The sequence below is a fragment of the Caulobacter sp. FV1ye6ST genome, from assembly GCF_058681225.1.
This window is the reverse complement of record NZ_CM178733.1, coordinates 4959852-4982686: the sequence shown is the minus strand read 5'-3', so window position 1 is coordinate 4982686 and position 22835 is coordinate 4959852. Positions and strand designations below refer to the sequence as shown.

Below are 22835 nucleotides of genomic sequence, written 5' to 3'. Positions count from 1 at the left end.
TTTGTGGGTTCAGGCTTCGGATTTGAGCGGTCGCGAGAGCAGGCCCGCGATGGCGGCGTCGACCTCGACCTCGCCGGCCAGGATGGCGGCGACGGCTTCGCAGATCGGAACCTCGACCCCGACCTTGCGGGCGAGGGCGCGGACGGCCGGGGCCGAGGCGACGCCTTCGGCGATCGAAACCTTGCCGGCCAGGGCCTGTTCCAGGGTCAGGCCTTGGCCCAGGGCCAGGCCAACGCTCATGTTGCGCGACTGCGGGCTGGAGCAGGTGAGGACCAGGTCGCCCAGGCCGCAGAGGCCGGCGACGGTCTCGGGCTTGGCCCCGAGGGTTACGGCCAGGCGGGTCAGCTCGGCGAAGCCGCGGGTGATCACCGTGGCGTGGGCATTGCGGCCCAGGCCCTTGCCTTCGACGATGCCGCAGGCGATGGCCAGGACGTTCTTCACCGCGCCGCCGGCCTCGGCCCCGATCAGGTCGTTGGCCGTGTAGGGGCGGAAGGTCGGGATGGCGATGGCCTCGGCGATGGCGCGGCCCAGAGCCTCGTCCTCGCAGGCCAGGGTGACGGCGGCGGGCAGGTTCCGCGCCACTTCGCCGGCGAAGCTGGGGCCGGACAGGACCGCGATCGGCGCGCCGGGCAGGGCCTCGGCCGCCACCTCGGTCATCAGCTTCAGCGAGCCCTGCTCGACGCCCTTCGAGCACAGCACGATCGGCGCACCGGCCTTGTGGTGCGGGGCGAAGGCGCCCAGGGCCGCGCGCAGATGCTGCGCCGGGGCCACGGCCAGGATCAGATCGCAGTCGGCGAGGCCGACCAGGTCGGTAACCGCCCTGATCGATGGCTCCAGCGAGATTCCCTGAAGGAACACCGCGTTCTCATGGCGTTCGTTGACGGCCGTCACGACCTCGGGCTCGCGGGCCTGCAAGGTGACCTGGAGACCGGCGCGAGCGCAGACCTGGGCCAGGGCCGTGCCCCAGGCGCCGGCGCCGATGACGCCTACATGGTGGAAGGTCATGCCTTGGCTCCCTTGCGTCCGTAGGCGTTGGCGGGGTTGGCCAGCGCCGCGGCTTCGTCCAGCGGCCAGCGCGGACGGGCCACGGCGTCGAGGTCGTCGGAAATCCCCAGGGCCAGCCGTTCGGCCCCGGCCAGGGCGATCATGGCGGCGTTGTCGGTGCAATAGGCCAGCGGCGGGGCGGCGAACGAGAAGCCATTCTTCTCGCAGTCGGCCAGCAGGGCCGCGCGCACCGCGCCATTGGCGGCCACGCCGCCGGCGACGACGAAGCGCAGATCCGCCGCGTGGTGGCTATCCTTGTAGAGCTTCATGGCCCGGTCGACCCGCTCGGACAGCTGGCGAGCGATGGCGGCCTGGACGGCGGCCGCGAGATCCCGGCGCTCATTGTCGGTCGTCAAGGTCTCGGCGATTCGCGCGGCGGCGGTCTTCAGGCCAGAGAACGAGAAGTCGCAGTCCTTGCGGCCCAGCAGGGCGCGGGGCAGGGCGTAGCGCGCCGCGTCGCCGCCGACCGCAAGCTTCTCCAGGGCGGGACCACCCGGATAGGGCAGGCCCAGGCTCTTGGCGATCTTGTCGAAGGCCTCGCCGGCCGCGTCGTCGATCGTGGTGCCCAGGCGCCTGCAGGCCCCGACGCCGGAGACTTCCAGCAGCTGGCAATGGCCGCCGGAGACCAGCAACAGAAGGAACGGATAGGCGATGTCGGCGCCCAGGCGCGCCGAGACCGCGTGGCCCTCCAGGTGATTGACGGCGATCAGCGGCAAGCCTCGCGCCAGCGACACGGCCTTGCCGAACGCCAGGCCGACCATGACCCCGCCGACCAGGCCTGGACCGGCCGTGGCGGCGACGCCGTCCAGCTGGTCGAAGCCCAGGCCCGAGGCGCGCATGGCCTCGGCGGCGATGGCGTCGATCGACTCCACATGGGCGCGAGCGGCGATCTCGGGCACCACGCCGCCGAAAGGGGCGTGCTGCTCGAACTGGGTGCCGATGACCGAGGACAGCACCGTCACCGTACCGTCCGGCGCGCGGCGCACGACCGATGCCGCGGTCTCATCGCAGCTGGTCTCCAGGCCGAGAATGGTGAGTGCAGAATCCGTAAGGATAGTCATTCGTTGCGGGCTTCCCGCCGCTCCTGTAGCAGCGAAGATGAAATCTTGTCTCCGCAGGTAACGTTCCGACCGTGTCCCGGCAACCTCCCATCCGTATCGGCGCGCGTGGCTCCAAGCTCTCCCTGGCCCAGTCGGGGCTGATGCAGGCGCGGATCGCGCATGCGCTGGGCGTTCCGTTCGACGCCTCTCGTGAAGAGATCGAGGCGGCCGCTCCGCTGATCCCGATCGTCACCAGCGGTGACCGCATCCAGGATCGTCGGCTGATGGAGATCGGCGGCAAGGGCCTCTTCACCAAGGAAATCGAGGAAGCCCTGCTGGACGGCCGCATCGACTGCGCCGTTCACTCGCTGAAGGACATGCCGGCCGAGCTGCCGCCGGGTCTGATCCTGGCCGCCACGCCCGAGCGCGAGGATCCGCGCGACGCCTTCATCAGCAATATCTGCGAGCGGTTGGAAGACCTGCCGAAGGGCGCGCGCCTCGGCACAGCTTCCCTGCGTCGCCAGGCCCAGGCCCTGCACGTGCGGCCCGATCTCGAGATCGTCATGCTGCGCGGCAATGTCGATACTCGCCTTGCCAAGCTGGAACGCGGCGAGGCCGACGCCATCCTGCTGGCCCAGTCTGGCCTGAACCGCTTGGGGCTGGGTCATATCACCAAGAGCTGGCTCGACCCCGACGCCGCCCCGCCCGCGCCGGGCCAGGGCGCTCTGGTCATCGAGACCCGCCTGGAAGACGCCCACGCCCCTTGGCTGCAGGCCGTCAGCTGCCGCGAAACCACCCTCGCCGTCGCCGCCGAACGAGGCGCGCTCTACGCCCTGGAAGGCTCGTGCCGCACGGCCATCGGCGCCCGCGCCGTGCTGGACGGCTCGCGCCTGACCCTGATCGTCGAGGCCCTGACCCCGGACGGCGCCCAGCGCTTCCGCCGCCAGGACGAGACGATCCTCTCCGGCGCGGATGACATCACCGAAGCGCGCGCCCTGGGCCTGGAGCTCGGCGCCGAGGTCCGCCTGGAAGGCGGCGACGCCATCCTGCTGCCGGAGTAGGGGCATGAGCGCGGGCGCGCCGGTCTGGATCACGCGCGCCCGTCCCGGCGCCCTGGCCACGGCCGAACGCGTGCGAGGCCTGGGCTTCGAGGCCATCGTCGACCCCCTGCTGGAGGTCGAGGCGCTGCATACCGAGCTCGATCTTTCCCATATCACCGCCTTGGCCTTCACCAGCGCCAACGGCGTCGAGGCTTTCGCGCGGCTGTCGGACACGCGCGGCCTGCCGGTGTTCGCGGTCGGCCGGGCCACCGCCAAGGCGGCGCAAGCCGAGGGTTTCGCGTCCGTCTCCAGCGCGGACGGCGATGTCGAGGATCTCTGCGAACTGATCGCCGCCGGGGCCTCTGGGCCGGTGCTCTGGGCGGGGGCCCGGGAGCCGGCCGGCGATCTTGTCGGCATGCTGCGCGGCCGAGGGGTGATGGCCAAGGGCGTGGCGGTCTACGAGACCCTCGAACGCGTCCCATCCGACGAGACCTTCGCGCGGCTGGAGGCGCCCGCCACGGCGCTGCTGCATTCGCCCCGCGCGGCCCGGGTCCTTGCGGCCATGCTGCGCGAACGGCCCGCGTCGGCGCTGCGCTTCTTGTGCCTTTCCGAGGCCGTCGCCGCCCCTCTGCGCGGCATCGCCGAACCCGGGTCTGTGACCTTCGCGCCGCGTCCGGACGAATCCGCCCTCCTGGACCTGCTCAATAGCTAAGCACGACGTTGCGAAGCGTCGCGGCCTGGGGCACGAATGGACCTCATGAACGCCGTCCCCGATCCCGCTGAAATCGTCGCCCCCAGCGACCCGGCGCTGTACGCCCGTCGCCGTGTGATGGGTCCCGGCGTGTGGATCTGGCTGGTCCTCTGTGTGCTGTGCGTCGCCCTGGGCGCGGGCGTCGCGCACTACGGCCCGACTCTGTTCAAGGCCACGGCCGCGCCGGCCGACGGCGCGGTCTCCGCCGAGCCCAGCCCGCACGCCGTCGCCGACCGTGTCGCCACGGGCTCGGCCCTGCCGGTCGATACCGGGACCAGCGCCGTGGCCCCGCCGGCCGCCGATCTGCAGCGCTTGGACGGCCGAATCGCCGCCCTGGAAGCCAGCCAGAAAAGCGTGACCGACGCGGCGACCGCCGCCCTGGCGGTTTCGGCGCTCGCGGAGGCCACCGAGACCTCGCGCCCGTTCGGCCAGGAACTGGCCGGTCTGCAGCGCGTGCTCCCGCCCTCGCCGGACCTCCGCGGGCTGAGCGACCTGGCCGCCAAGGGCGCCCCGACCCGAGCCGGCCTGGCCGTGCAGTTCGGGGCCCTGGCCGGCCGCGCCGCCAGCGCCTCGCGCAATCCTGGCCCGGACGCCGACCTGTTCTCGCGGATCCGCTACGCCCTCTCCAGCATCGTTTCGATCCGCCACGTCGGGTCGACCACCGGCTCGACGCCGGACGCCATGCTGGCTCGCGCCCAGTCCCTGCTGGACGATGGCGATGTCGAGGGCGCGGTTGAGGCTCTGGACCCGCTGCCCGACGCCGCCCGCGTGGTGCTGGCGCCGTGGATCAACGCCGCCAACCGCCGCATCGAGATCGACCGCCACGTGGCGGCCATCCGCGCCGACGCCCTGACCGACCTGTCTCGCGTCGCGCGGACCGGATCCCAGGGGCAACCATGACCCGCGTCGCCTTCGCCCTTTTCCTCGTGGCCGCGGTCGCGGTCACGGTCCTGGCCCTGACCGGCGAGCCCGGCCGCGCGGCGTTGGACTGGATGGGCTGGCGCATCGAGATGACCGCCGCGGCGGCGGCCCTGCTGACCCTGTTGTCGGCCCTGCTGTTCACCCTGCTGTGGCGGGGCGTCATCTGGATCGTCGAGGCGCCGCGCCGCGCCGCGCGCGCGCGCGCCGAGGCCAAGCGCAAATCGGCGATCGAGGCTCTGTCGCGCGGTTTCCTCGCGGTCGCCGCCGGCGACGGCTCCGAGGCCCGCCGCCTGGCCCAGAAGTCCGCCGAACTGGCCGAGGACGCCCCGGCCCTGGTGCGCGTGCTGGCCGCCCAGGCGGCCGAGGCGGCCGGCGACTTGGGCGCGGCCAAGAGCGCCTACAACGCCATGCTCGGCTTTCCCGAAATGCGCCTGGCCGGCCTGCGCGGCCTGATGCAGGCGGCGCAGGCCGAGGGCGACCGCTCGGCCGCGATTGGTCACGCCGAGACCGCCTACGGCCTGGCCCGCACCGCCCGCTGGGCCTGGCGCGCCCTGCTGGAGGCCCGGTTGGAGGTCGGCGACTGGGCCGCGGCGCTGGACCTCGTCCAGGGCGCCCTGGAGCGCAAGATCGTCTCGCCGGCCGTCGCCGACCGCAGCCGCGCCGCGCTTCTGGCCGCTTCGGCCGCCAGCCTGGAAAACAGCGTCGAGCCCAAGGTCCGCGCCCAAGCGCTCGACTTCGCGACCCAGTCGGTGAAGCTGAAGCCCGACTTCGCCCCCGGGGTGGTGATGGCCGCCCGCCTCTTGGCCGATGACGGCAAGGTCGCCAAGGCTGGCCAGTTGATCGAGACCGCCTGGAAGGCCGAACCGCACCCGGCCTTGTGGCTGGCCTATCGCGACCTGAAGACCAACGAGACCCCCAAGGCCCGCGGTCAGCGGCTGGCCTCTCTGGCCGCCCTGAAGCCCGAGGCCCGCGAGAGCCGCATCCTGCGCGTCGAGAGCGCCCTGATCGGCGGCGACCCCATCGCCGCTCGCGCCGCCGCCCGCCTGCTGGACGCCGAGGCGCCCACGGCCCGCTTCGCCGGCCTGATGGCTCGCGTCGCCGCCGCCAACGGCGAGGCCGACGAGGCCCGCGCGTGGATCGCCCGGGGTATCGAGGCCCCGCAGGAAGCCGACTGGTCCGACCTCGACCCCGAAGGCCGCGCCTTCGCCTATCACCCCGAGGACTGGGCCCGCCTCGTCGGCAGCTACGGCGAGACCGGCCAGCTGATCCATCCGCGACACGAACGCCGCGAGCGGACGATGAACGACCTGCCCGAGCTGCCTTCGGCCTATGCGGACTACGCGGCGTCGACGCCATTCATCCGCGCGGCCGAGACCGGCGGGGCCCTGATGCCCGTCCCGGACGATCCTGGCGTGTTCGACGCGCCGCCGATTTCCGACCCTCCGGAAGGCGGTCCGGCGCCCCGTCGCAATTCTGGTGCAAGACGGCGCTTGGCAAGTGGCTCGCGCGCCGCTAAATAGGCGCTCCCTTCGCCTTGGAGCTCTGCTTCGGGGTGCGTGGGCCGCCTTAGCTCAGCCGGTAGAGCGGCGCATTCGTAATGCGTAGGTCAGGTGTTCGAGTCACCTAGGCGGCACCATTTCTTCTTTCCCATTTGAAATTCGGAACTCTCGCCACGACGGCTCCGTTCGTGTCTTGAAGGAGTTCCGCATGTCCGATCGCGTCGACGACGATACCGCCCTCGAGGAAGTCATGGGCTTTCTCGACGCTCCGCCCGAAGAGGGCGGTGCCGACGACGCCCGGTTTGGCGAGCGGCTGCGGCAGGTGATCGCGGCGGCGATTCCGTTGGATGAGGGCGAGGATCCGGCGGACGGACCGACCTTGCAGCTGGACGACAGCTTGCGGGGTCGGTTGGAAGCGCTGGCGAAAAAGCGAGGCGGGAACCACTATTTCGGCGACCATCCCGACGGGATTGGCCCAACGCTGGGCATGGATGTGAGCAAGTCCTAGGGCATTTTCCGACGAAGTGGACACCGGTTCGTCGTCAGAAAATGCGTTAAAACAAAGGGCTAGAGCATTTCACCGATCCAGTCCGATCGGAAAATGCTCTAGCCGGCCTCAGTCGTCCCAGCCCTTGCGTTTCTTCTTCTTGCCCAGGGCGAAGATCCCGGGATACGGCCCCTTTCCTACGCGATAGAGGCACCAGTCGTCGTCCTTGGCGCAGTCGCCGTCGAAGGCCGCCTTCTTGTCCGGGTCGATGGCGGCGTACATCGGCGCGGTGCGCGAACGCTGGCCGTCGGCCTCGGCGCACGCGGCCTTCTGGTCGCGGTTCAGGGCGACGGCTTTCTCGTGCCGGCAACCCAGGCTTTCGCGCAGGCTGTCGCGGGTCTGGTCGCTCTGTTCGACCAGCTTGCGGGCGGTGAAGCCGGGAGGGGCGACGATCGCTGGCGGGCCCGAGGTCTTGGCGGTCGTGGGCGGGACCGGAATGATTGTCGGCGAGGGCAGCGGGGGCGAGACAGCGCTTCGCCGGGTTCGGTCCGGCGCGACCGGGGCGGGCGCGGGCGCATCGACGGCTCGGGACGGTGCGTCCAGCAGTTGCGCCTCGATGACCGGCGGTTCGACCAGTTGCGGCAGCCAGCGCGCTCCGGAGACCAGGGCCAGCAGCACAAGGACGTGAGCCGCCAGAACCGCGCCCAGGGCCGTGAGGTTGCGCCGCAGATCCCGCCGTGAGGGGCGCCGCCAGGTTCCGATGGCGATCGCCGTACTCATGATATCTCCAGGCGCCGCGGCGCTGGATAGGGGTATGCGCGCGATACGGCGCGAGCGTGGCCGTGCGGGACAAGAAAAAGGCCCGATGCTTCTATCGGGCCTTTCCTTGTTTCAGCGATGAGACTGGAGGCTTAAGCCGCCGCCTGCGCCTTGACGCCGAAACGGCCGTAGAAGGTCTCGCCCTTCTCGGCCATCTCGCGCAGCAGGGCCGGCGGCGCGAAGCGCTTGCCGTACTTCTGGGCCAGGGCGTCGCATGTCTCGACGAAGGCCTTGGCGCCGACGCCGTCGATCAGGCTGATCGGACCGCCGGTCCAGGGCGCGAAGCCCCAGCCCAGGATGGCGCCGACATCGGCCTCGCGCGGGTCGACGATGACGCCCTCCTCGAAGCAACGGGCGGCTTCGACGGCCTGACGGTAGAGCAGGCGGGTGCGGATCTCCTGGATCAGCGCCTGGTCGGCGTCGGCGATCTTCACCGGGGCGAGGTCGGAAAGGCCCTTCCACAGAACCTTCGGGCCGTTCTCCGGGTAGTCGTAGAAGCCCTTGCCGTTCTTGCGGCCAAAGCGCTGCAGCTCGACCACCATCTTCTCGATGATCGGGGCGAACGGACGGTCCTCGAACTTGTCGCCGAGGTCCTTCTTGGTTTGCTGGGTGACCTTGTAGCCAAGGTCCAGGGCGACATCGTCGTTCATTTCCAGCGGACCCCGGGGCATGCCCGTGGCGCGGCCGACATTGTCGATGATCGCCGGCGCGATGCCGTCGGCCAGCATTTCGAGGCCTTCCTGCACGAAGGTGCCGAAGCAGCGCGACGTGTAGAAGCCGCGGCTGTCGTTGACGACGATCGGGGTCTTCTTGATCTTCAGGACGTAGTCGATCGACTTGGCCAGGGCTTCCTGGCTGGTCTGTTCGCCCATGATGATCTCGACCAGGCCCATCTTGTCGACCGGCGAGAAGAAGTGGATGCCGATGAACGAGGCCGGACGCACCGAGGCCTTCGCCAGGCCGGTGATCGGCAGGGTCGAGGTGTTGGAGCCGAAGATGGCGGTCTCGGCCAGTTCGGCCTCGGCCTTCTTGGTCACTTCGGCCTTCACGTCGCGGTTCTCGAACACGGCTTCCACGACCAGGTCCGAGCCCTTGACCAGGCTATAGTCGGTGGTCGGGGTGATCAGGGCGAGGATGGCCTCACCCTTTTCCTGGGTCATCTTGCCGCGCGAGACGGCCTTCTTGACAAGGCCCTCGGCGTAGGACTTGCCCTTGTCGGCGGCTTCCTGCGTCTGGTCGATCAGCACGCTCTCGATGCCGGCCATGGCTTGGACATAGGCGATGCCCGCGCCCATCATGCCGGCGCCCAGGACGGCGACCTTCTTGACGTCGTAGTGCGGGACACTGGCGGGACGGCCCGAACCCTTGCCCAGCTCCTGCAGGGAGAGGAACAGGGTGCGGATCATGCCCTTGGCCTGGGGCGTCATCATGGTCTTCAGGAAGTAGCGGGTCTCGATCCGCAGGGCGGCGTCGAACGGCACCTGCGTGCCTTCATAGACCGCCTTCATGATGTTCAGCTGCGCGGGGTAGTTGCCGTAGGTCTGCTTGCGCAGCATGGCGTTGCCCATGACGAAGACCTGGCTGCCGGTCGGGGTGTAGGGACCGCCGCCCGGGAGCTTGAACTCCTTCTTGTCCCACGGCGCGACGGGGTCGCCCTTGGTCTTGACCCAGGTCTTGGCGGCCTCGACCACCTGGTCGGCCGGGACGACCTCGTGCACGACCTTGTTGGCCAGGGCCTCGGCGGGCTTCATCGACTTGCCTTCGAGCAAGTAAGGCGCGGCGGCCATCACACCCATCAGGCGCGGCAGGCGCTGGGTGCCGCCGGCGCCCGGCAGCAGGCCAACCTTGGCCTCCGGCAGGGCCAGCTGGATCTTCGGATTGTCGGCGACCACGCGATAGTGGCAGGCCAGGGTGATCTCGAGACCGCCGCCCATGGCCAGGCCGTTGACGGCCGCGGCCACAGGCTTGCCGCAGGTCTCCAGGGCGCGGAACGCCTTGTTCAGCGCGAAGCCGGCCTCGAAGGCGGCCTTCAGGCCCTCTTCGCCCGGCTTGCCGCCGCCGAGACCGCCGCTGCCGCCGAGCTCACCAAGGTCGGCGCCGGCGCAGAAGCCGGTCGTCTTGCCCGAGGTGATGACGGCGCCCTTGATGGTCTCGTCGCTCTTGATGCGATCGACGACGTCGCCGATTTCCTTGATGACCGAAGCGGTCAGGGTGTTCATCGAGCGGCCGGGCACGTCGAAGGTGACCAGGGCCACGCCGTCGGAATCGACCTCGATCTTGAAGTTTTCCATAGGTGTCAGGTCCTTGAGTCTTAGACGCGTTCGATGACGGTTGCGGTGCCCATGCCGGCGCCGACGCACAGGGTGATCAGGGCGGTTTCCTTGTCCGAGCGTTCCAGCTCGTCGAGCATGGTGCCCAGGATCATGGCGCCGGTGGCGCCCAGCGGGTGGCCCATGGCGATGGCGCCGCCATTCACGTTCATCTTGTCGTGCGGGATGTCCAGCGCCTGCATCATGCGCAGGACGACGGCGGCGAAGGCCTCGTTCAGCTCGTAGAGGTCGATGTCGGAGACCTCCATCTTCAGCTTCTTCAGAAGCTTCTCGGTGACCAGCGACGGCCCGGTCAGCATGATCGAGGGTTCAGAGCCGATCGAAGCCGCGCCCTTGATGCGGCCGCGAGCCTTCAGGCCCAGGGCCTCGCCCATTTCCTTGGTGCCGATCAGCACGCCGGCGGCGCCGTCGACGATGCCCGAGCTGTTGCCGGCGTGGTGGACGTGGTTGATCTTCTCGACCTGCGGATAGCGCTGGGTGACGACGGCGTCGAAGGCCATCTCGCCCATGCCCGTGAACGAGGGGTTCAGCGAGGCCAGGGTCTGCATGGTGGTCGAGCCGCGCACGGTCTCGTCGTGGTCGAGGATGGTCAGGCCCAGCTGGTCCTTCACGCCGATCACCGACTTCTTGAAGCGACCGTCGGCCCACGAGGCGGCCGCGCGCTTCTGGCTCTCGACGGCATAGGCGTCGACGTCATCGCGCGAGAAGCCATACAGCGAAGCGATCAGGTCCGCCGAGACGCCCTGCGGGGCGAAATAGGTCTTGAAGGCAGAGGACGGGTCGGTCGGCCAGGCGCCGCCGTCGCTGCCCATGGGCACGCGGCTCATGCTCTCGACGCCGCCGCCGATGGCGAGGCTGGCTTCGCCCGAGGCGACCTTGGCCGCGGCCATGTTCACGGCTTCCAGGCCCGAGGCGCAGAAGCGGTTGATCTGCACGCCGGCGACGCTCTCGGCGTAGTCGGCGGTCAGGACGGCGGTGCGGGCGATGTCCGAGCCTTGCTCGCCGACGGGGGCGACGCAGCCCAGCACGACGTCGTCGACGTACTTGGTGTCGAGGTTGTTGCGGTCGCGCAGAGCTTCCAGCACCTGGGTGGCCAGGGACAGCGAGGTGATCTCGTGCAGAGACCCGTCCTTCTTGCCCTTGCCGCGCGGGGTGCGCACGGCGTCGAAGATGTAAGCGTCAGCCATGGAATGGCTCCTTCCCGAGAAGTGGTGTTCGTGTCGTTGAAGGCGCGGCCTTTTAAGGCCGGTCCTATGGTTTCCAGTTGCCGATCGGGTACTTGCCGATCGGCTCGCACTTCAGGCCGCTGGCGGCGGCCTTGGCGCGGTAGTACGTACGCTGTCCGAAGTCCGGCGGTGGCAGCTCGCACGCCGTGAAGCCCGAGGTCGTGACCTCCAGTTTCCATGTGGCGATCTTGGAGCGCAGCAGCGTGTTGCAGACATCCTTGCCGGGCGGCGTCAGCGGCAGCTTGAAGGCGCCGGGTTGCGGGCGCTTGCCAACCAGTTCGCCGGAAAAGGTCAGGGGGCGCGGACCAGGCGCGGCGCGGACGCAGACCACGGCCGCGCGGGCGTCGGGAACGGGTTGAGCCGCGGCCGGGCCGGCCAGCAGCAGGATGAGCGGTACGATCACAGTGTCCTCGCGATCAGGAGTTTCATGATCTCGTTGGTGCCGCCGTAGATGCGCTGGATGCGGCTGTCCTTGTACATGCGGGCGATCGGGTACTCGTTCATGAATCCATAGCCGCCGAACAGCTGCAGGCAGCGGTCGACGATCTTGTTCTCCAGATCCGAGACCCAGTACTTGGCCATCGATGCGGTAGCCGCGTCCAGCTTGCCGGCCAGGTGCTGCTCGATGCAGTGGTTGGTGAAGACGCGGGCCACGGTCGCCTCGGTCTTGCATTCGGCCAGGACGAACTGGGTGTTCTGGAAGTCGATGATCGCCTTGCCGAACGCCTTGCGGTCCTTGACGTAGGCGATGGTGAGTTCGAGCGCCCGCTCGATGGTCGCCATGCCCTGCACGGCGATGTTCAGGCGTTCCTGCGGCAGCTGACCCATCAGCTGGAAGAAGCCCTGGCCCTCGTCGGTCCCCAGGAGATTCTCGGTCGGGATCTTCACGTCGTTGAAGAACAGCTCCGACGTGTCCTGGGCTTCCTGGCCCAGCTTGTCGAGATTGCGGCCGCGCTCGAAGCCTTCGACCTCGTCGGTCTCGACGATCAGCAGGCTGGTGCCGCGCGCGCCGCCCGCCGGATCGGTCTTGGCCACGACAATGATGAAGTTCGCCGTCTGGCCATTGGTGATGAAGGTCTTGGAGCCGTTGATGACGTAGTGGTTGCCGACCTTCTTGGCGGTGGTCTTCACCCCTTGAAGGTCAGACCCGGCGCCGGGCTCGGTCATGGCGATCGCGCCGACCAGTTCGCCCGTCGCCAGCCTCGGCAGCCAGCGACGCTTCTGCTCGTCGGTCCCATAGTGGACCACGTAGGGCATGATGATCGCGTTGTGCAGGCTGATGCCGAAACCGTCGACGCCCTTGAGGCCCAACTGCTCCATCAGCACGACCTCGTGGCGGTAGTCGCCGCCGGCGCCGCCGTATTCTTCGGGCGTGGAGAGGCCGAGCAAGCCGGCCTCTCCCGCCTTGGTCCACATGTCGCGATCGACGCAGTGGTTCTTGCGCCACCGCGCCACGGTCGATTCAGGCGCGTGCTCATCGAAGAACTTGCCCACCGCGTCCTCGAAGATCGCGATGTCCTCTTCGGCCATGAAGGCGGGTTTTTCGACGTTGAGCACGCTCATGATCAGAAGGCCTCCGCGGGTAGCGCCATCAGGGTCGCCGAACCCGTCTTAAGTTTGGCCAGGTGTGCCCCGGCGTCAGGCAAGATGCGCTCGATGAAATAGCGGCCCGTGGTCAGCTTGGTTGTGAAGAACGGGTCGGACGAGCCGGCCGCGATCTTGGCGTTGGCCGCCTTGGCCATCAGCGCCCACATGTAGGCCAGGCCGGTCAGGCCGAAGAGGTGCATGTAGTCGGTCGAGGCCGCGCCGGCGTTGTCGGGGTTCTGCAGGCCGTTCTGCATCAGCCACATGGTGCCGTCCTGCAGCTGGGCCTTCACGCCCGTCAGGGCCTCGATGAAGGGCTTCAAGCTCTCGTCGGCGTCGTTCTCGCCGATGAACTGGTCGATCTCCTGGAAGAAGGTCATGACCGCGCGACCACCCTTGGCGGCGAGCTTTCGGCCGACCAGGTCCAGGGCCTGCACGCCGTTGGTGCCTTCGTAGATCAGGGCGATGCGGCAATCGCGCATGAACTGGCTGACCGGGAAATGCTCGGTGAAGCCGCTGCCGCCGTGCACCTGCACCGCGTTCGAGCAGACCTCGAAGCCCTTGTCGGTGAGGTAGCCTTTCAGCACCGGCGTCATCAGGCCCATGTAGTCCGACGACTTTTCGCGGACGGCGGCGTCGGGGTGGACGTGCGACAGGTCGCCGTGCAGGGCGGTCCAGAACAGGAAGGCGCGGCCGCCTTCGATCAGGGCCTTGCTCTCCAGCAGCATGCGGCGGACGTCCGGGTGGACGATGATCGGGTCAGCCGGGCCGTCGGCGTTCTTCGGACCCGTCAGCGAGCGGCCCTGCAGGCGATCCTTGGCGAAGGCGACGGCGGCCTGGTAGGCGGCCTCGCCCTGGGCCACGCCCTGCATGCCGACGCCCAGGCGCGCCTCGTTCATCATGACGAACATGATCTTGAGGCCCGAGTTCTCCTCGCCGATCAGATAGCCCTCGGCGTCATCATACTGCATGACGCACGTGGCGTTGCCGTGGATGCCCATCTTCTCTTCCAGGCCCACGCACTTGACGCCCTGGTTACGCTCGCCGACCGAGCCGTCTTCCTTGGGGAAGAATTTCGGCACGATGAACAGGCTGATGCCCTTCACGCCGGCCGGAGCGCCCTCGATGCGGGCCAGGACGAGGTGGACGATGTTGTCCGACATGTCGTGCTCGCCGGCGCTGATCCATATCTTCTGGCCGGTGATCTTGTAGCTTCCGTTCGCCTGCGGAACCGCCTTGGTGCGCAGCAGGCCCAGGTCCGTACCGCAGTGCGGCTCGGTCAGGTTCATGGTGCCGGTCCATTCGCCGCTCACCATCTTGGGCAGGTAGGTCTGCTTCTGTTCGTCGCTGCCGCCGGTGTGGATGGCCGAATAGGCGCCGTGGGCCAGGCCCGGATACATCGAGAAGGCCATGTTGGCCGAGCTCGACATCTCGCTGAAGGCCAGGTTCACGACGTGCGGCAGGCCTTGGCCGCCATAGGCCGGGTCCGAGCCCAGGCCGGTCCACCCGCCTTCGCACAGCTGCTTGTAGGCGTCCTTGAAGCCCGGCGGGGTGGTGACGACGTTGGTGACCGGATCCAGCTTGCAGCCGGTCTTGTCGCCGACCGCGTTCAGCGGGGCCAGGACCTCGCCGGTGAACTGGGCGGCGGCGTCGAGGATCTGCTCCACGGTCTCGAACGGCGCGTCGGAAAAGCCGGGCAGGTCGCCGTGCTGATCGATGTTGAGCACGTCACGCAGGATGAAGGCGTGGTCGCGAACGGGCGGCTGGTAGGTCATGGAGCGGTCCTGGGAGGGAACTGAAAAAGAGTGATGGGTAGGAAAAGTGGATGTGCGGCCGCTGCCTCTCGCGCGTCTTGCACGGAGGCGGCGCCGCTGGAGAGTTTCTTACTTGCCCAACATCGCTTCGCCGTGACCGTCGAGACGGGCGCGCAGCACCTGCTCGTAATCGGCCGCGCGGGGCAGTAGGTCGGGGCGGATCTCGGTGAGGCGCTTTTCGAGGCGATTGCAGGCCTCGCGCAGCTCGATCAGGGCGTTGTCGATGTCGTCGCGCTGCTGTTCAAGGGCATTGGCGCGTTCGCGGAACTTCTTCAGCGAGCGGGCCATCTGCGCCGCGCCCTCGTCGTTCTCGTCATAGAGGTCAAGCAGTTCGCGGATCTCGGTCAGCGACAGGCCCACGCGCTTGCCACGCAGGATCAGCTGCAGGCGGACGCGATCCTTATGGGAATAGACGCGGTTCAGGCCCTCACGGGCCGGGTTCAGCAAGCCCTTGTCCTCGTAGAAGCGCAGGGCGCGCGGCGTGGCTTTGAATTCGTTGCACAGCTGGCGGATGGTGAAGGTCCGCTCGGGGCGTCGCAGGTCGGCCATGGATGGAAACCTCCCAATGAAGAGGGCCTGGCTACCGCGGCCGGGCCGCTTTGTTATCGTTGATCACCCTAAACCCGATCTCGGGCGGACGTCAACGCTTACGTAAACGTCAATCTAGGGATCGGCGATAGGTTTACTTTCCTAGGTTGCGGGGCGTATTTTCCGCGACAGGACAGCGCTCAAGGAGGCGTCAGTGGCGACCCTCTCTCACGGCGAAATCTGGCGGGCCATCGACGCCCTGGCTCAGCGCTTCGACATGACGCCCTCGGCAATGGCCCGCATGGCGGGCCTGGATCCCACCAGCTTCAACCGCTCCAAGCGCGGTTCGGCGGACGCTGACGGTCGCGCGCGCTGGCCCTCCACCGAGAGCCTGGCCAAGCTGCTGGAGGCTACGGGGGTCAATTTCACGGAATTCGCGGCCCTGACAGAGCAGTCCCCGGTGAGGGCGCCGCCCAATGGAAGGCAAGTCCGTGGCGCGCCGTTGATCGGCCTGGCCCAGGCCGGGCAGGACGGATTCTTCGACGAGGCGGGAATGCCGGTCGGCGCTGGCTGGGACGAGGTCGCCGCGCCGGATCTCGGCGGGGGCCTGTTCGCGCTGGAGGTGACGGGCGGTGATCTCGCGCCCGTCTATCGCGACGGCGACCGCCTGCTTGTGTCGCCCAGCCAGGAGCCGCGCAAGGGCGACCGCGTGGTGGCGCGAACGAACACCGGCGAGGTGCTGGTGCGGGAGCTGGGGCGGGTGACGGCCCGGACCCTAGAGCTTGTCGCCTTGGACCACTCGGGCGAACCCCGCCTGCTGTCGCGGGACGAGGTCGCCTGGGTCGCGCGGATCGTCTGGGTCAGCCAGTAGGTCGACCCGGCAGGTCTTTACGTGCGCGGGCAGCCGGCGTGGCTGTCGAGCAGCCAGGCGATCAACGGGCCGGCCGAGGGATCCTCGCACGACACGTCCAGACGGTACGACGCCCAGGTGTCATTGTGCGCGGCCTCGACGTGGGCGTCGGGGAACTGCTGAATGATTCCGCCGAGCAGGGAATCGAATTCCTGACGGTCGGCGGGGCGGAGAGTGAACGAAGCCATGGTCCTAAACCTTGATGACTGATCTTGGTTCTGATGGTCCGACCCTAGACTCCGAAACGTGGGCGGACCCTTAACCGCGTTTTCAGACTTCGTTCATTTTCAAGGACATGGTGTCGCAGGGCGCGCGGATTCACCCGGTGCGCGTAAGCGTGGCCTTTTGGATCCGCGCGGTGCGGGGCTGGACTAGCCCAGCTTCTCCTCGATCAGCGCCACCGTCCGGTCGATGCCGAAGATCGCCGCGAAGGAGCCGAAGCGGGGACCCTGGCTCTGGCCCAGCAGCACCTCGTAGAGGGCCTGGAACCAGGCGCGCAGCGGGTCGAAGCCGTGGGTCTTGCCGACCTCGAACACCTCGTTCTGGATCAGCTCGGCGTCTGGCGCGTCGGCCGGCATGGCCTTCAGCTTGGCCAGCAGGTCCAGCATCGCGGCGCGCTCCTGGTCGGTCGGGGCGCGGAAGGTCTTCGTCGGTTTGACGAAGTCCTCGTAGTAGTTGATCGCGTAGCCGGCCAGGCGGTCCAGCAGCGGCTGGGTTTCCGGCGAGGCCCCCGGGATGTAGCGCGACAGGAAGCCCCACAGGATTTCCTTGGTCGAGGCGTCGGCGGCCGAGACCAGGTTCAGCATCAGGCTGAACGACACCGGCGAGCCCTGCTCGGGCGGCTTGCCCGAGTGGATGTGCCAGACGGGGTTGTCGAGCTGCTTGGCTGGCTCCTGGCGCCCGTAGGCGTCCAGCTGCTGCAGATATTCGTCCGTCGCCTTGGGGATGACGTCGAAATAGAGCTTCTTGGCCGACTTGGGGCTCTGGAACATGTAGTATGACAGGCTCTCCGGCGCGCCGTAGCGCAGCCAGTCCTCCATCGACAGGCCGTTGCCCTTGGACTTGGAGATCTTCTGGTTGTTCTCGTCCAGGAAGAGCTCGTAGTTGAAGCCTTCCGGCGGAACCCCGCCCAGGGCCTTGCAGATCGCGCCCGAGGCCTTGACCGAGTCGATCAGGTCCTTGCCCGACATCTCGTAGTCGACGCCAAGCGCCGTCCAGCGCATGGCCCAGTCGGGCTTCCACTGCATCTTCACGTGGCCGCCGGTGACCGGGACCTCGACCTTGGAGCCGTCCTCGTCCTCGAAGACGATCGTGCCCTTCTCGACATCGCGCTCCAGCGTCGGGACCTGCAGCACCTTGCCGGTGGTCGGGCTGACCGGGAGGAACGGCGAATAGGTCGCGCGGCGCTCTTCGCCCAGGGTCGGAAGCATGACCTTCTGGATGGCGTCGAAGCGCTCCAGGGCTGTCAGCAGGGTCGCGTCGAACAGGCCGGACTTGTAGCACTCGGTCGACGAGACGAACTCGTACTCGAAGCCGAAGCCGTCCAGGAACGCGCGCAGGCGGGCGTTGTTGTGGGCGCCGAAACTGTCGTGGGTGCCGAATGGGTCGCGGACGACGGTCAGCGGCTTGCCCAGGTCCTCTATCAACGGCTGCTTGTTCTCGATGTTGTCGGGAACCTTGCGCAGGCCGTCCATGTCGTCGCTGAAGGCGATCAGGCGCGTCGGGATGTGGTCGCCGACCAGCGCACGGAAGGCCTGGCGCACCATGGTCGTGCGCGCCACCTCGCCGAACGTGCCCAGGTGGGGCAGGCCCGACGGACCATAGCCGGTCTCGAAGATCACGGCCTTGGCTAGCGCCGGATAGGCTTTCACCGCCTCGTCCGTCTTGCCGGCGTCGATCAGGGCCTTGGCGGCTTCCTGGTCGGCGCGGTCGGGAAGCCGCACGCGCAGGACGCGGGCGATGGTGGCGCGCGCCTGCTCGAACGGCCAGGAGCGGGCTTCGCGGGCGAGGGGGGAGAGGCCTTCAAACATGCGGGGCGTATAAACGCTGTGACGCAAGAGGGCTAGCTTTGCATCAGCCCTTCAGCGCCCCGGCCACCACCTCGCGCGCCTCGGCCTGGACCTGCTTCAGATGATCCGGACCCAGGAACGACTCCGCGTAGATCTTGTAGACGTCCTCGGTGCCTGACGGGCGCGCGGCGAACCATGCGCTCGCGGTCGTCACCTTGAGGCCGCCGATCGCCTCGCCATTCCCGGGGGCGTTGGTCAGGATGTCGGTGATCGGCTCGCCGGCCAGGGTCTTTGCGGCGACGTCGCTGGGGCTGAGCTTGGCGAGCCGCGCCTTCTCCTCGCGGGTCGCCGGGGCGTCGACGCGGGCATAGGACGGGGCGTCGTATTTCTGGGTGAGGTCGGCGTAGAGCTGGCTGGCGCTCTGGCCGGTCCGGGCCTGGATCTCCGCGGCCAGCAAGGCCAGCTGCAGGCCGTCCTTGTCGGTGGTCCAGACGCGGCCATCGTGACGCAGGAAGGCCGCGCCGGCCGACTCCTCGCCGCCGAAGCCGACCGACCCGTCCAGCAGGCCCGGCACGAAATATTTGAAGCCGACCGGCACTTCCAGCAGGCGACGGCCGAGCCCGGAGACCACCCGGTCGATCATCGACGACGAGACCAGGGTCTTGCCGACCGCGACGTCCGCGCGCCAGCCCGGGCGGTGGGTGAACAGGTAGGAGATCGCCGCGGCCAGGTAGTGGTTGGGGTTCATCAACCCGCCGTCGGGCGTGACGATGCCGTGGCGATCGGCGTCGGCGTCGTTGCCAATCGCCACGTCATATGGGGCGACGTCGTAGGCCGCGCCGCCCTTCATGATCTCGATCAGATTGGCCATCGCCGAGGGCGATGAGCAGTCCATGCGGATCTTGCCGTCGGTGTCGAGCGGCATGAACGCCCAGCGCGGATCCACCGCGTCGTTGACCACCGTCAGGTTCAGCTTGTGGCGCTCGGCGATCTCGCCCCAGTAGGCCACGGCCGCGCCGCCCAGGGGATCGGCGCCGATCCGGACGCCGGCCGCGCGGATGGCTTCCATGTCGATGACGCTGGAAAGGTCGTCGACATAGCGGCCCAGGAAGTCGTAGCGACCGGCGGCCTTGTGAGCCTCTTCGAAGCCTATCCGCTTTACCCCCGCCAGGCCCTCGGCCAGCAATTCGTTGGCGCGCGCGGCGATCGCCGAGGTCGCGCCGCTGTCGGCCGGACCTCCGGACGGAGGATTATACTTGATGCCGCCGTCGCGGGGCGGGTTGTGCGAGGGGGTCAGCAAAAGGCCGTCGGCTTGCGCCGTGTTCAGGCGATTATGGGTCAGGATGGCGTGCGACACCGCCGGGGTCGGGGTGTAGCCGTCACGGCTGTCGATCAGCGCGGTGACGCCGTTGCCGGCCAGCACTTCCAGCACCGAGCGGAAGGAAGGTTCGGACAGGCCGTGAGTATCGCGACCGACGAAGATCGGACCGGTGATCCCTAGGCCGGCGCGGTGCTCGACCACGGCCTGGGTGACGGCCAGGATGTGGTTCTCGTTGAAGCCGCCGTCCAGGCTGGAGCCTCGGTGACCCGAGGTGCCGAACACCACCTTCTGGGCGGGGTTGGCGACGTCGGGCTTGATCTCGAAATAGGCGCCGATCAGCGCCTCCAGGTCGATCAGGTCCTCGGGAAGAGCGCGAAGGCCGGCGCGGCTGTGCATGAAGACCCCAGGTTATGATTGGACGTCGGACGGCAACGGCCAACCCCTAGAGGCGGTTCAAGACGATTTCACCAACTATCTGCGGCGTCAGAACGCTTCGCTGACGATCGTTCCGTCCAGCAGCAGCGCCGCCCGCTTCAGGCCGCTGGACGCGAACGGCATGGCGACATGGCCGTCCCGATCCACGGAGACCAGCCCGCCATGGCCGCCCAAGTTCGCTACGCCCTGGATCGCCGCCCGCGCCGCGCTGTCCAGGCTCTCGCCGCCGAACCGCAGCCGGTGGGCGATTTGGGCCGCGACGGCGGTGCGGATGAAATATTCGCCCTGGCCGGTGCAGGAGACGGCCGCGAAGCCGTCGGCCCAGGCGCCGGCCCCGATGATCGGCGAGTCACCCACCCGACCGGGCCGTTTGCCGAACACGCCCGCCGTCGAGGTCGCGGCCGCTAGGCGTCCCTCGGCGTCGCGGACCACGCAGCCGACGGTGCCGGTCGGCAGGATCCCGGGCGGATGGTTGTCCTCGAACGCCCCGGCGCGGGTGAACCAGGTTTCCGGATCCTCGACCATCTCCAGCCCCTGGTCGCGGGCGAAGTCGATCGCGCCCTGGCCCGCCAGCATCACGTTCGGGGTCTTCTCCATCACCGCGCGAGCGGCCAGGATCGGGCTCTTGAAGCCTTGCAGCGCCGCGACCGAACCGGCCCGCGAGGTGGGGCCGCACATCAGGCTGGCGTCCAGCTCGTATTCCCCGTCGGCATTGGGCGAGGCGCCCTTGCCGGCGATGTAGAGGCCGCTGGCCTCCAGGGCGACGACGGTCTCGACCGCCACGTCCAGGGCGTTCGCTCCGGCGGCCAGGCGGTCGCGGGCCGCCTCGACGAGGCCGCGCATGTGGGCGATCTCAACGGCGTAGTCGTGGCCGGGCTTTGCGCCCGCGCCGCCGTGCAGGGCGAGACTAAAACGTTTGTTTGACATTCTGCTTCCTTGGCCCGGCGTCCCGCGCTAGCGTCCGGCCCTCTTAATCAAGAAATCTGGGAGAGGCGATCATGAAGGCGGTGCTCAGCAAGGAAGTCGGCGGTCCGGAGACCCTGGTGCTGGAGGAGCTGCCCGATCCCGTCGCCGGTCCCGGCCAGGTGCTGATCGACGTCAAGGCCTGCGGGGTCAACTATCCCGACGTCCTGATCATCGAGGACAAGTACCAGTTCAAGCCGACGCGGCCGTTCGCCCCGGGCGGCGAGGTCTCGGGCGTGATCGCCGCGGTCGGCGAGGGCGTCACCCGCTTCAAGGTCGGCGACCGCGTCCTGGCCTCGACCGGCTGGGGCGGCTTCGCCGAAAAGCTTGCCCTGGAAGAACAGCGCTGCACGCCCATCCCCGACAACATGCCTTTCGACGAGGCCGCCGCCTTCGTCCTGACCTACGGCACCTCGTACTACGCCCTGAAGGACCGCGGCGCGCTGAAGGCCGGCGAGACCCTGCTGGTTCTGGGCGCCGCCGGCGGCGTTGGCCTGGCGGCCGTCGAGCTGGGCAAGGCGGCGGGGGCGCGTGTTATTGCCGCGGCCTCCAGCCAGGAAAAAGTCGATCTGGCCATCAAGCACGGCGCCGACAGCGGCGTCGTCTATCCGCGTGGCCCGTTCGACAAGGACGGCCAGAAGGCGCTGGCCAACCTGATCAAGGACGCTTGCGGCCCCAATGGCTGGGATGTCGCCTATGACGCGGTCGGCGGCGACTATTCGGAGGCGACCATCCGGGCCGCTGGCTGGAACGGCCGCTTCCTGGTCATCGGTTTCCCGTCGGGGATTCCGAAAATCCCGTTGAATCTCACGCTGTTGAAGTCGTGCGACATCGTCGGGGTGTTCTGGGGCGCGGCGGTGGCGCGCGATCCCAAGGGCCATGCCCAGAACCTCAAGGACCTGATGGGTCTCTACGCCACCGGCAAGATCAAGCCCTACGTCTCCGAACGCTTCCCGCTGGCTCGCGCCGGCGAGGCCATCGCCCATCTTTCCAGCCGTAAGGCCATGGGCAAGGTGGTGATCACGGTTGATTAGAAGGGTTATCGGGACGTGGTTAAATCCCGCTAAGTATCCTTTTTAGCAAAGGAAACACGACATTTCCGCAGAGTGCTCCTCAAGACTAGGAGACTCTGCGGCGATGTTCGTCCCCCAGGAACAGAGCGGAATGAACGACGCGGCGCCGGCGGCGCCGCGGCGCGCCTATCGCCTGACACGGCGCCCCGAGGAACGCGTGCGCGTGCTCGGCGGGGTGATGGATCTGGTGCGCCCGGAAGAGGTGTTCCATTTCGTCACCGGCAAGCTGGAAGCGCGTCAGAGCGCCATCGTCGCCAACCACAATCTTCACAGCCTCTATCTGATCGGCAAGGACCATCAGATCGGCGCGTTCTACAAGGAAGCCGACCTGATCGAGGTCGACAGCGTGCCGTTGATCTTCTGGGCGCGGCTGGTGGGCCGGGCCAGCCGGCGCTTCCATCGCTGCACCTATCTGGACTGGCGCGACGAATTCTGGAGCCTGGCCACGCAGAAGAACTGGAAGGTCTTCTTCGTCGGCGGCGCCCCCGGCGTGGCCGAGAAGGCCATCGCGCGCATCCATCAGGATTATCCGACCGCCCAGATCGCCAGCCATCATGGCTATTTCGACGTCAGGCCCGGCTCGGCCGCCAACGACGCGGTGGTCGAGGCCATTCGCGACTACCAGCCTGACGTCGTGCTGGTCGGCATGGGCATGCCGCGTCAGGAGATCTGGACGCTGGAGAACCACAAGGCCTACGGTCCGGCCGTGACCTTTACCGTTGGCGGAGCCTTCGACTACGAGGCCGGCGTCCAGACGCCCGCGCCGCGCTGGATGGGCCCGATGGGCATGGAATGGCTGTTCCGGCTGATGAATGATCCGCAGCGCCTGTTCGCGCGCTACTGCGTCGAGCCCTGGTCGCTGGTCGGTCCGGCCTGCCGCGACGTGGTCCGGGCGCTGGGCAGGCGAGCGACAAGTGATCCCCGGGCGGCGGAAAACGCCCGCTGGGAGCAAATGCGTGCTCGCAACGAGGGAGTACGCTAGGATGACGCGGTCTGTGGGGGCCGAGATCATCGTGACGTTGATCTCGAAAGAGGGGCTTG

Annotated in this window: 21 protein-coding genes and 1 tRNA gene; 9 read left to right on the top strand and 13 right to left on the bottom strand. The window is 68.3% G+C overall.

Translation table 11 applies throughout. The features are described 5' to 3' along the window. Nucleotides 1–9 precede the first annotated feature (9 nt). Nucleotides 10–1005, bottom strand: a complete 996-nt coding sequence (locus tag ACW175_RS23650; RefSeq protein WP_492102348.1) for an NAD(P)H-dependent glycerol-3-phosphate dehydrogenase — start codon at nt 1003–1005, stop codon at nt 10–12. Then, a complete protein-coding gene (tsaD, locus tag ACW175_RS23645) occupies nt 1002–2105 on the bottom strand; it encodes a tRNA (adenosine(37)-N6)-threonylcarbamoyltransferase complex transferase subunit TsaD (protein ID WP_492102347.1) in 1104 nt (367 codons plus the stop codon). Before tsaD ends, ACW175_RS23650 begins: the two co-directional genes overlap by 4 nt. Nucleotides 2106–2176: 71 nt before the next feature. Between tsaD and hemC the strand changes: the two genes are divergently transcribed. The 6 genes from hemC (at nt 2177) to ACW175_RS23615 (ending at nt 6803) form a co-directional block, all read left to right on the top strand. After that, nucleotides 2177–3145, top strand: a complete 969-nt coding sequence (gene hemC, locus ACW175_RS23640; protein WP_492102346.1) for a hydroxymethylbilane synthase — start codon at nt 2177–2179, stop codon at nt 3143–3145. A 4-nt stretch (nt 3146–3149) separates the two neighbouring features. After that, nucleotides 3150–3836, top strand: coding sequence for a uroporphyrinogen-III synthase (locus ACW175_RS23635; RefSeq protein ID WP_492102345.1), 687 nt, complete (start codon nt 3150–3152; stop codon nt 3834–3836). Between the two features lie 45 nt (nt 3837–3881). After that, complete coding sequence (locus ACW175_RS23630; RefSeq protein ID WP_492102344.1) at nt 3882–4775, top strand: COG4223 family protein; 894 nt, start codon at nt 3882–3884, stop codon at nt 4773–4775. Next, a complete protein-coding gene (locus ACW175_RS23625) occupies nt 4772–6316 on the top strand; it encodes a heme biosynthesis protein HemY (protein WP_492102343.1) in 1545 nt (514 codons plus the stop codon). Before ACW175_RS23630 ends, ACW175_RS23625 begins: the two co-directional genes overlap by 4 nt. Before the next feature lie 40 nt (nt 6317–6356). Then, nucleotides 6357–6432 (top strand) — tRNA-Thr (locus ACW175_RS23620). A 71-nt stretch (nt 6433–6503) separates the two neighbouring features. After that, nucleotides 6504–6803, top strand: coding sequence for a hypothetical protein (locus ACW175_RS23615; protein WP_492102342.1), 300 nt, complete (start codon nt 6504–6506; stop codon nt 6801–6803). Nucleotides 6804–6911: 108 nt separating this feature from the next. Here the strand turns inward: ACW175_RS23615 and ACW175_RS23610 are convergent, their stop codons facing one another. The 7 genes from ACW175_RS23610 to ACW175_RS23580 all read right to left on the bottom strand — a co-directional run bounded on the left by ACW175_RS23610 (nt 6912) and on the right by ACW175_RS23580 (nt 15104). Continuing rightward, entirely contained in the window at nt 6912–7562 is a 651-nt protein-coding gene (locus tag ACW175_RS23610) for a hypothetical protein (RefSeq protein WP_492102341.1), read from the bottom strand. A 131-nt stretch (nt 7563–7693) separates the two neighbouring features. Further along, a complete protein-coding gene (locus tag ACW175_RS23605) occupies nt 7694–9892 on the bottom strand; it encodes a 3-hydroxyacyl-CoA dehydrogenase NAD-binding domain-containing protein (RefSeq protein WP_492102340.1) in 2199 nt (732 codons plus the stop codon). 20 nt (nt 9893–9912) lie between these two features. Beyond that, nucleotides 9913–11118 carry an acetyl-CoA C-acetyltransferase gene (locus tag ACW175_RS23600; RefSeq protein ID WP_492102339.1) on the bottom strand — a complete coding sequence of 402 codons (1206 nt, stop codon included), beginning with the start codon at nt 11116–11118 and terminating at the stop codon, nt 9913–9915. 64 nt (nt 11119–11182) lie between these two features. Next, complete coding sequence (locus ACW175_RS23595; protein WP_492102338.1) at nt 11183–11560, bottom strand: hypothetical protein; 378 nt, start codon at nt 11558–11560, stop codon at nt 11183–11185. Next, the gene (locus tag ACW175_RS23590; RefSeq protein ID WP_492102337.1) at nt 11557–12720 is read right to left on the bottom strand and encodes an acyl-CoA dehydrogenase family protein; all 1164 of its coding nucleotides are present in this window, start codon (nt 12718–12720) and stop codon (nt 11557–11559) included. The genes ACW175_RS23595 and ACW175_RS23590 overlap by 4 nt, the downstream gene beginning before the upstream one ends. A gap of 2 nt (nt 12721–12722) precedes the next feature. Continuing rightward, on the bottom strand, nt 12723–14516 hold the full coding sequence (locus ACW175_RS23585) for an acyl-CoA dehydrogenase C-terminal domain-containing protein (RefSeq protein WP_492102336.1): 1794 nt from the start codon (nt 14514–14516) through the stop codon (nt 12723–12725). Between the two features lie 108 nt (nt 14517–14624). Then, nucleotides 14625–15104 carry a MerR family transcriptional regulator gene (locus ACW175_RS23580; RefSeq protein WP_099581949.1) on the bottom strand — a complete coding sequence of 160 codons (480 nt, stop codon included), beginning with the start codon at nt 15102–15104 and terminating at the stop codon, nt 14625–14627. 193 nt (nt 15105–15297) lie between these two features. Here ACW175_RS23580 and ACW175_RS23575 point away from each other — a divergent pair, with 193 nt between their 5' ends. After that, nucleotides 15298–15954 carry a S24 family peptidase gene (locus ACW175_RS23575; RefSeq protein WP_492102335.1) on the top strand — a complete coding sequence of 219 codons (657 nt, stop codon included), beginning with the start codon at nt 15298–15300 and terminating at the stop codon, nt 15952–15954. A gap of 17 nt (nt 15955–15971) precedes the next feature. Here the strand turns inward: ACW175_RS23575 and ACW175_RS23570 are convergent, their stop codons facing one another. From ACW175_RS23570 to ACW175_RS23555, 4 genes are all read right to left on the bottom strand, one after another. Beyond that, nucleotides 15972–16181 carry a hypothetical protein gene (locus ACW175_RS23570; RefSeq protein ID WP_125157278.1) on the bottom strand — a complete coding sequence of 70 codons (210 nt, stop codon included), beginning with the start codon at nt 16179–16181 and terminating at the stop codon, nt 15972–15974. Between the two features lie 183 nt (nt 16182–16364). After that, complete coding sequence (locus ACW175_RS23565) at nt 16365–18023, bottom strand: lysine--tRNA ligase (protein ID WP_492102334.1); 1659 nt, start codon at nt 18021–18023, stop codon at nt 16365–16367. A gap of 43 nt (nt 18024–18066) precedes the next feature. Beyond that, on the bottom strand, nt 18067–19719 hold the full coding sequence (gene pgm / locus ACW175_RS23560; RefSeq protein WP_492102333.1) for a phosphoglucomutase (alpha-D-glucose-1,6-bisphosphate-dependent): 1653 nt from the start codon (nt 19717–19719) through the stop codon (nt 18067–18069). Nucleotides 19720–19806: 87 nt separating this feature from the next. Beyond that, nucleotides 19807–20685: an isoaspartyl peptidase/L-asparaginase family protein gene (locus ACW175_RS23555; protein WP_492102332.1), complete on the bottom strand. Its 879-nt coding sequence runs from the start codon at nt 20683–20685 to the stop codon at nt 19807–19809. Between the two features lie 71 nt (nt 20686–20756). Here ACW175_RS23555 and ACW175_RS23550 point away from each other — a divergent pair, with 71 nt between their 5' ends. Together ACW175_RS23550 and ACW175_RS23545 are read left to right on the top strand one after the other, a co-directional pair. Then, nucleotides 20757–21755, top strand: a complete 999-nt coding sequence (locus ACW175_RS23550; protein WP_492102331.1) for an NADPH:quinone oxidoreductase family protein — start codon at nt 20757–20759, stop codon at nt 21753–21755. A gap of 103 nt (nt 21756–21858) precedes the next feature. Beyond that, nucleotides 21859–22776 (top strand): WecB/TagA/CpsF family glycosyltransferase, encoded by a 918-nt coding sequence (locus ACW175_RS23545; RefSeq protein ID WP_492102330.1) that lies wholly within the window; start codon nt 21859–21861, stop codon nt 22774–22776. The last annotated feature ends 59 nt before the right edge of the window (nt 22777–22835 follow it).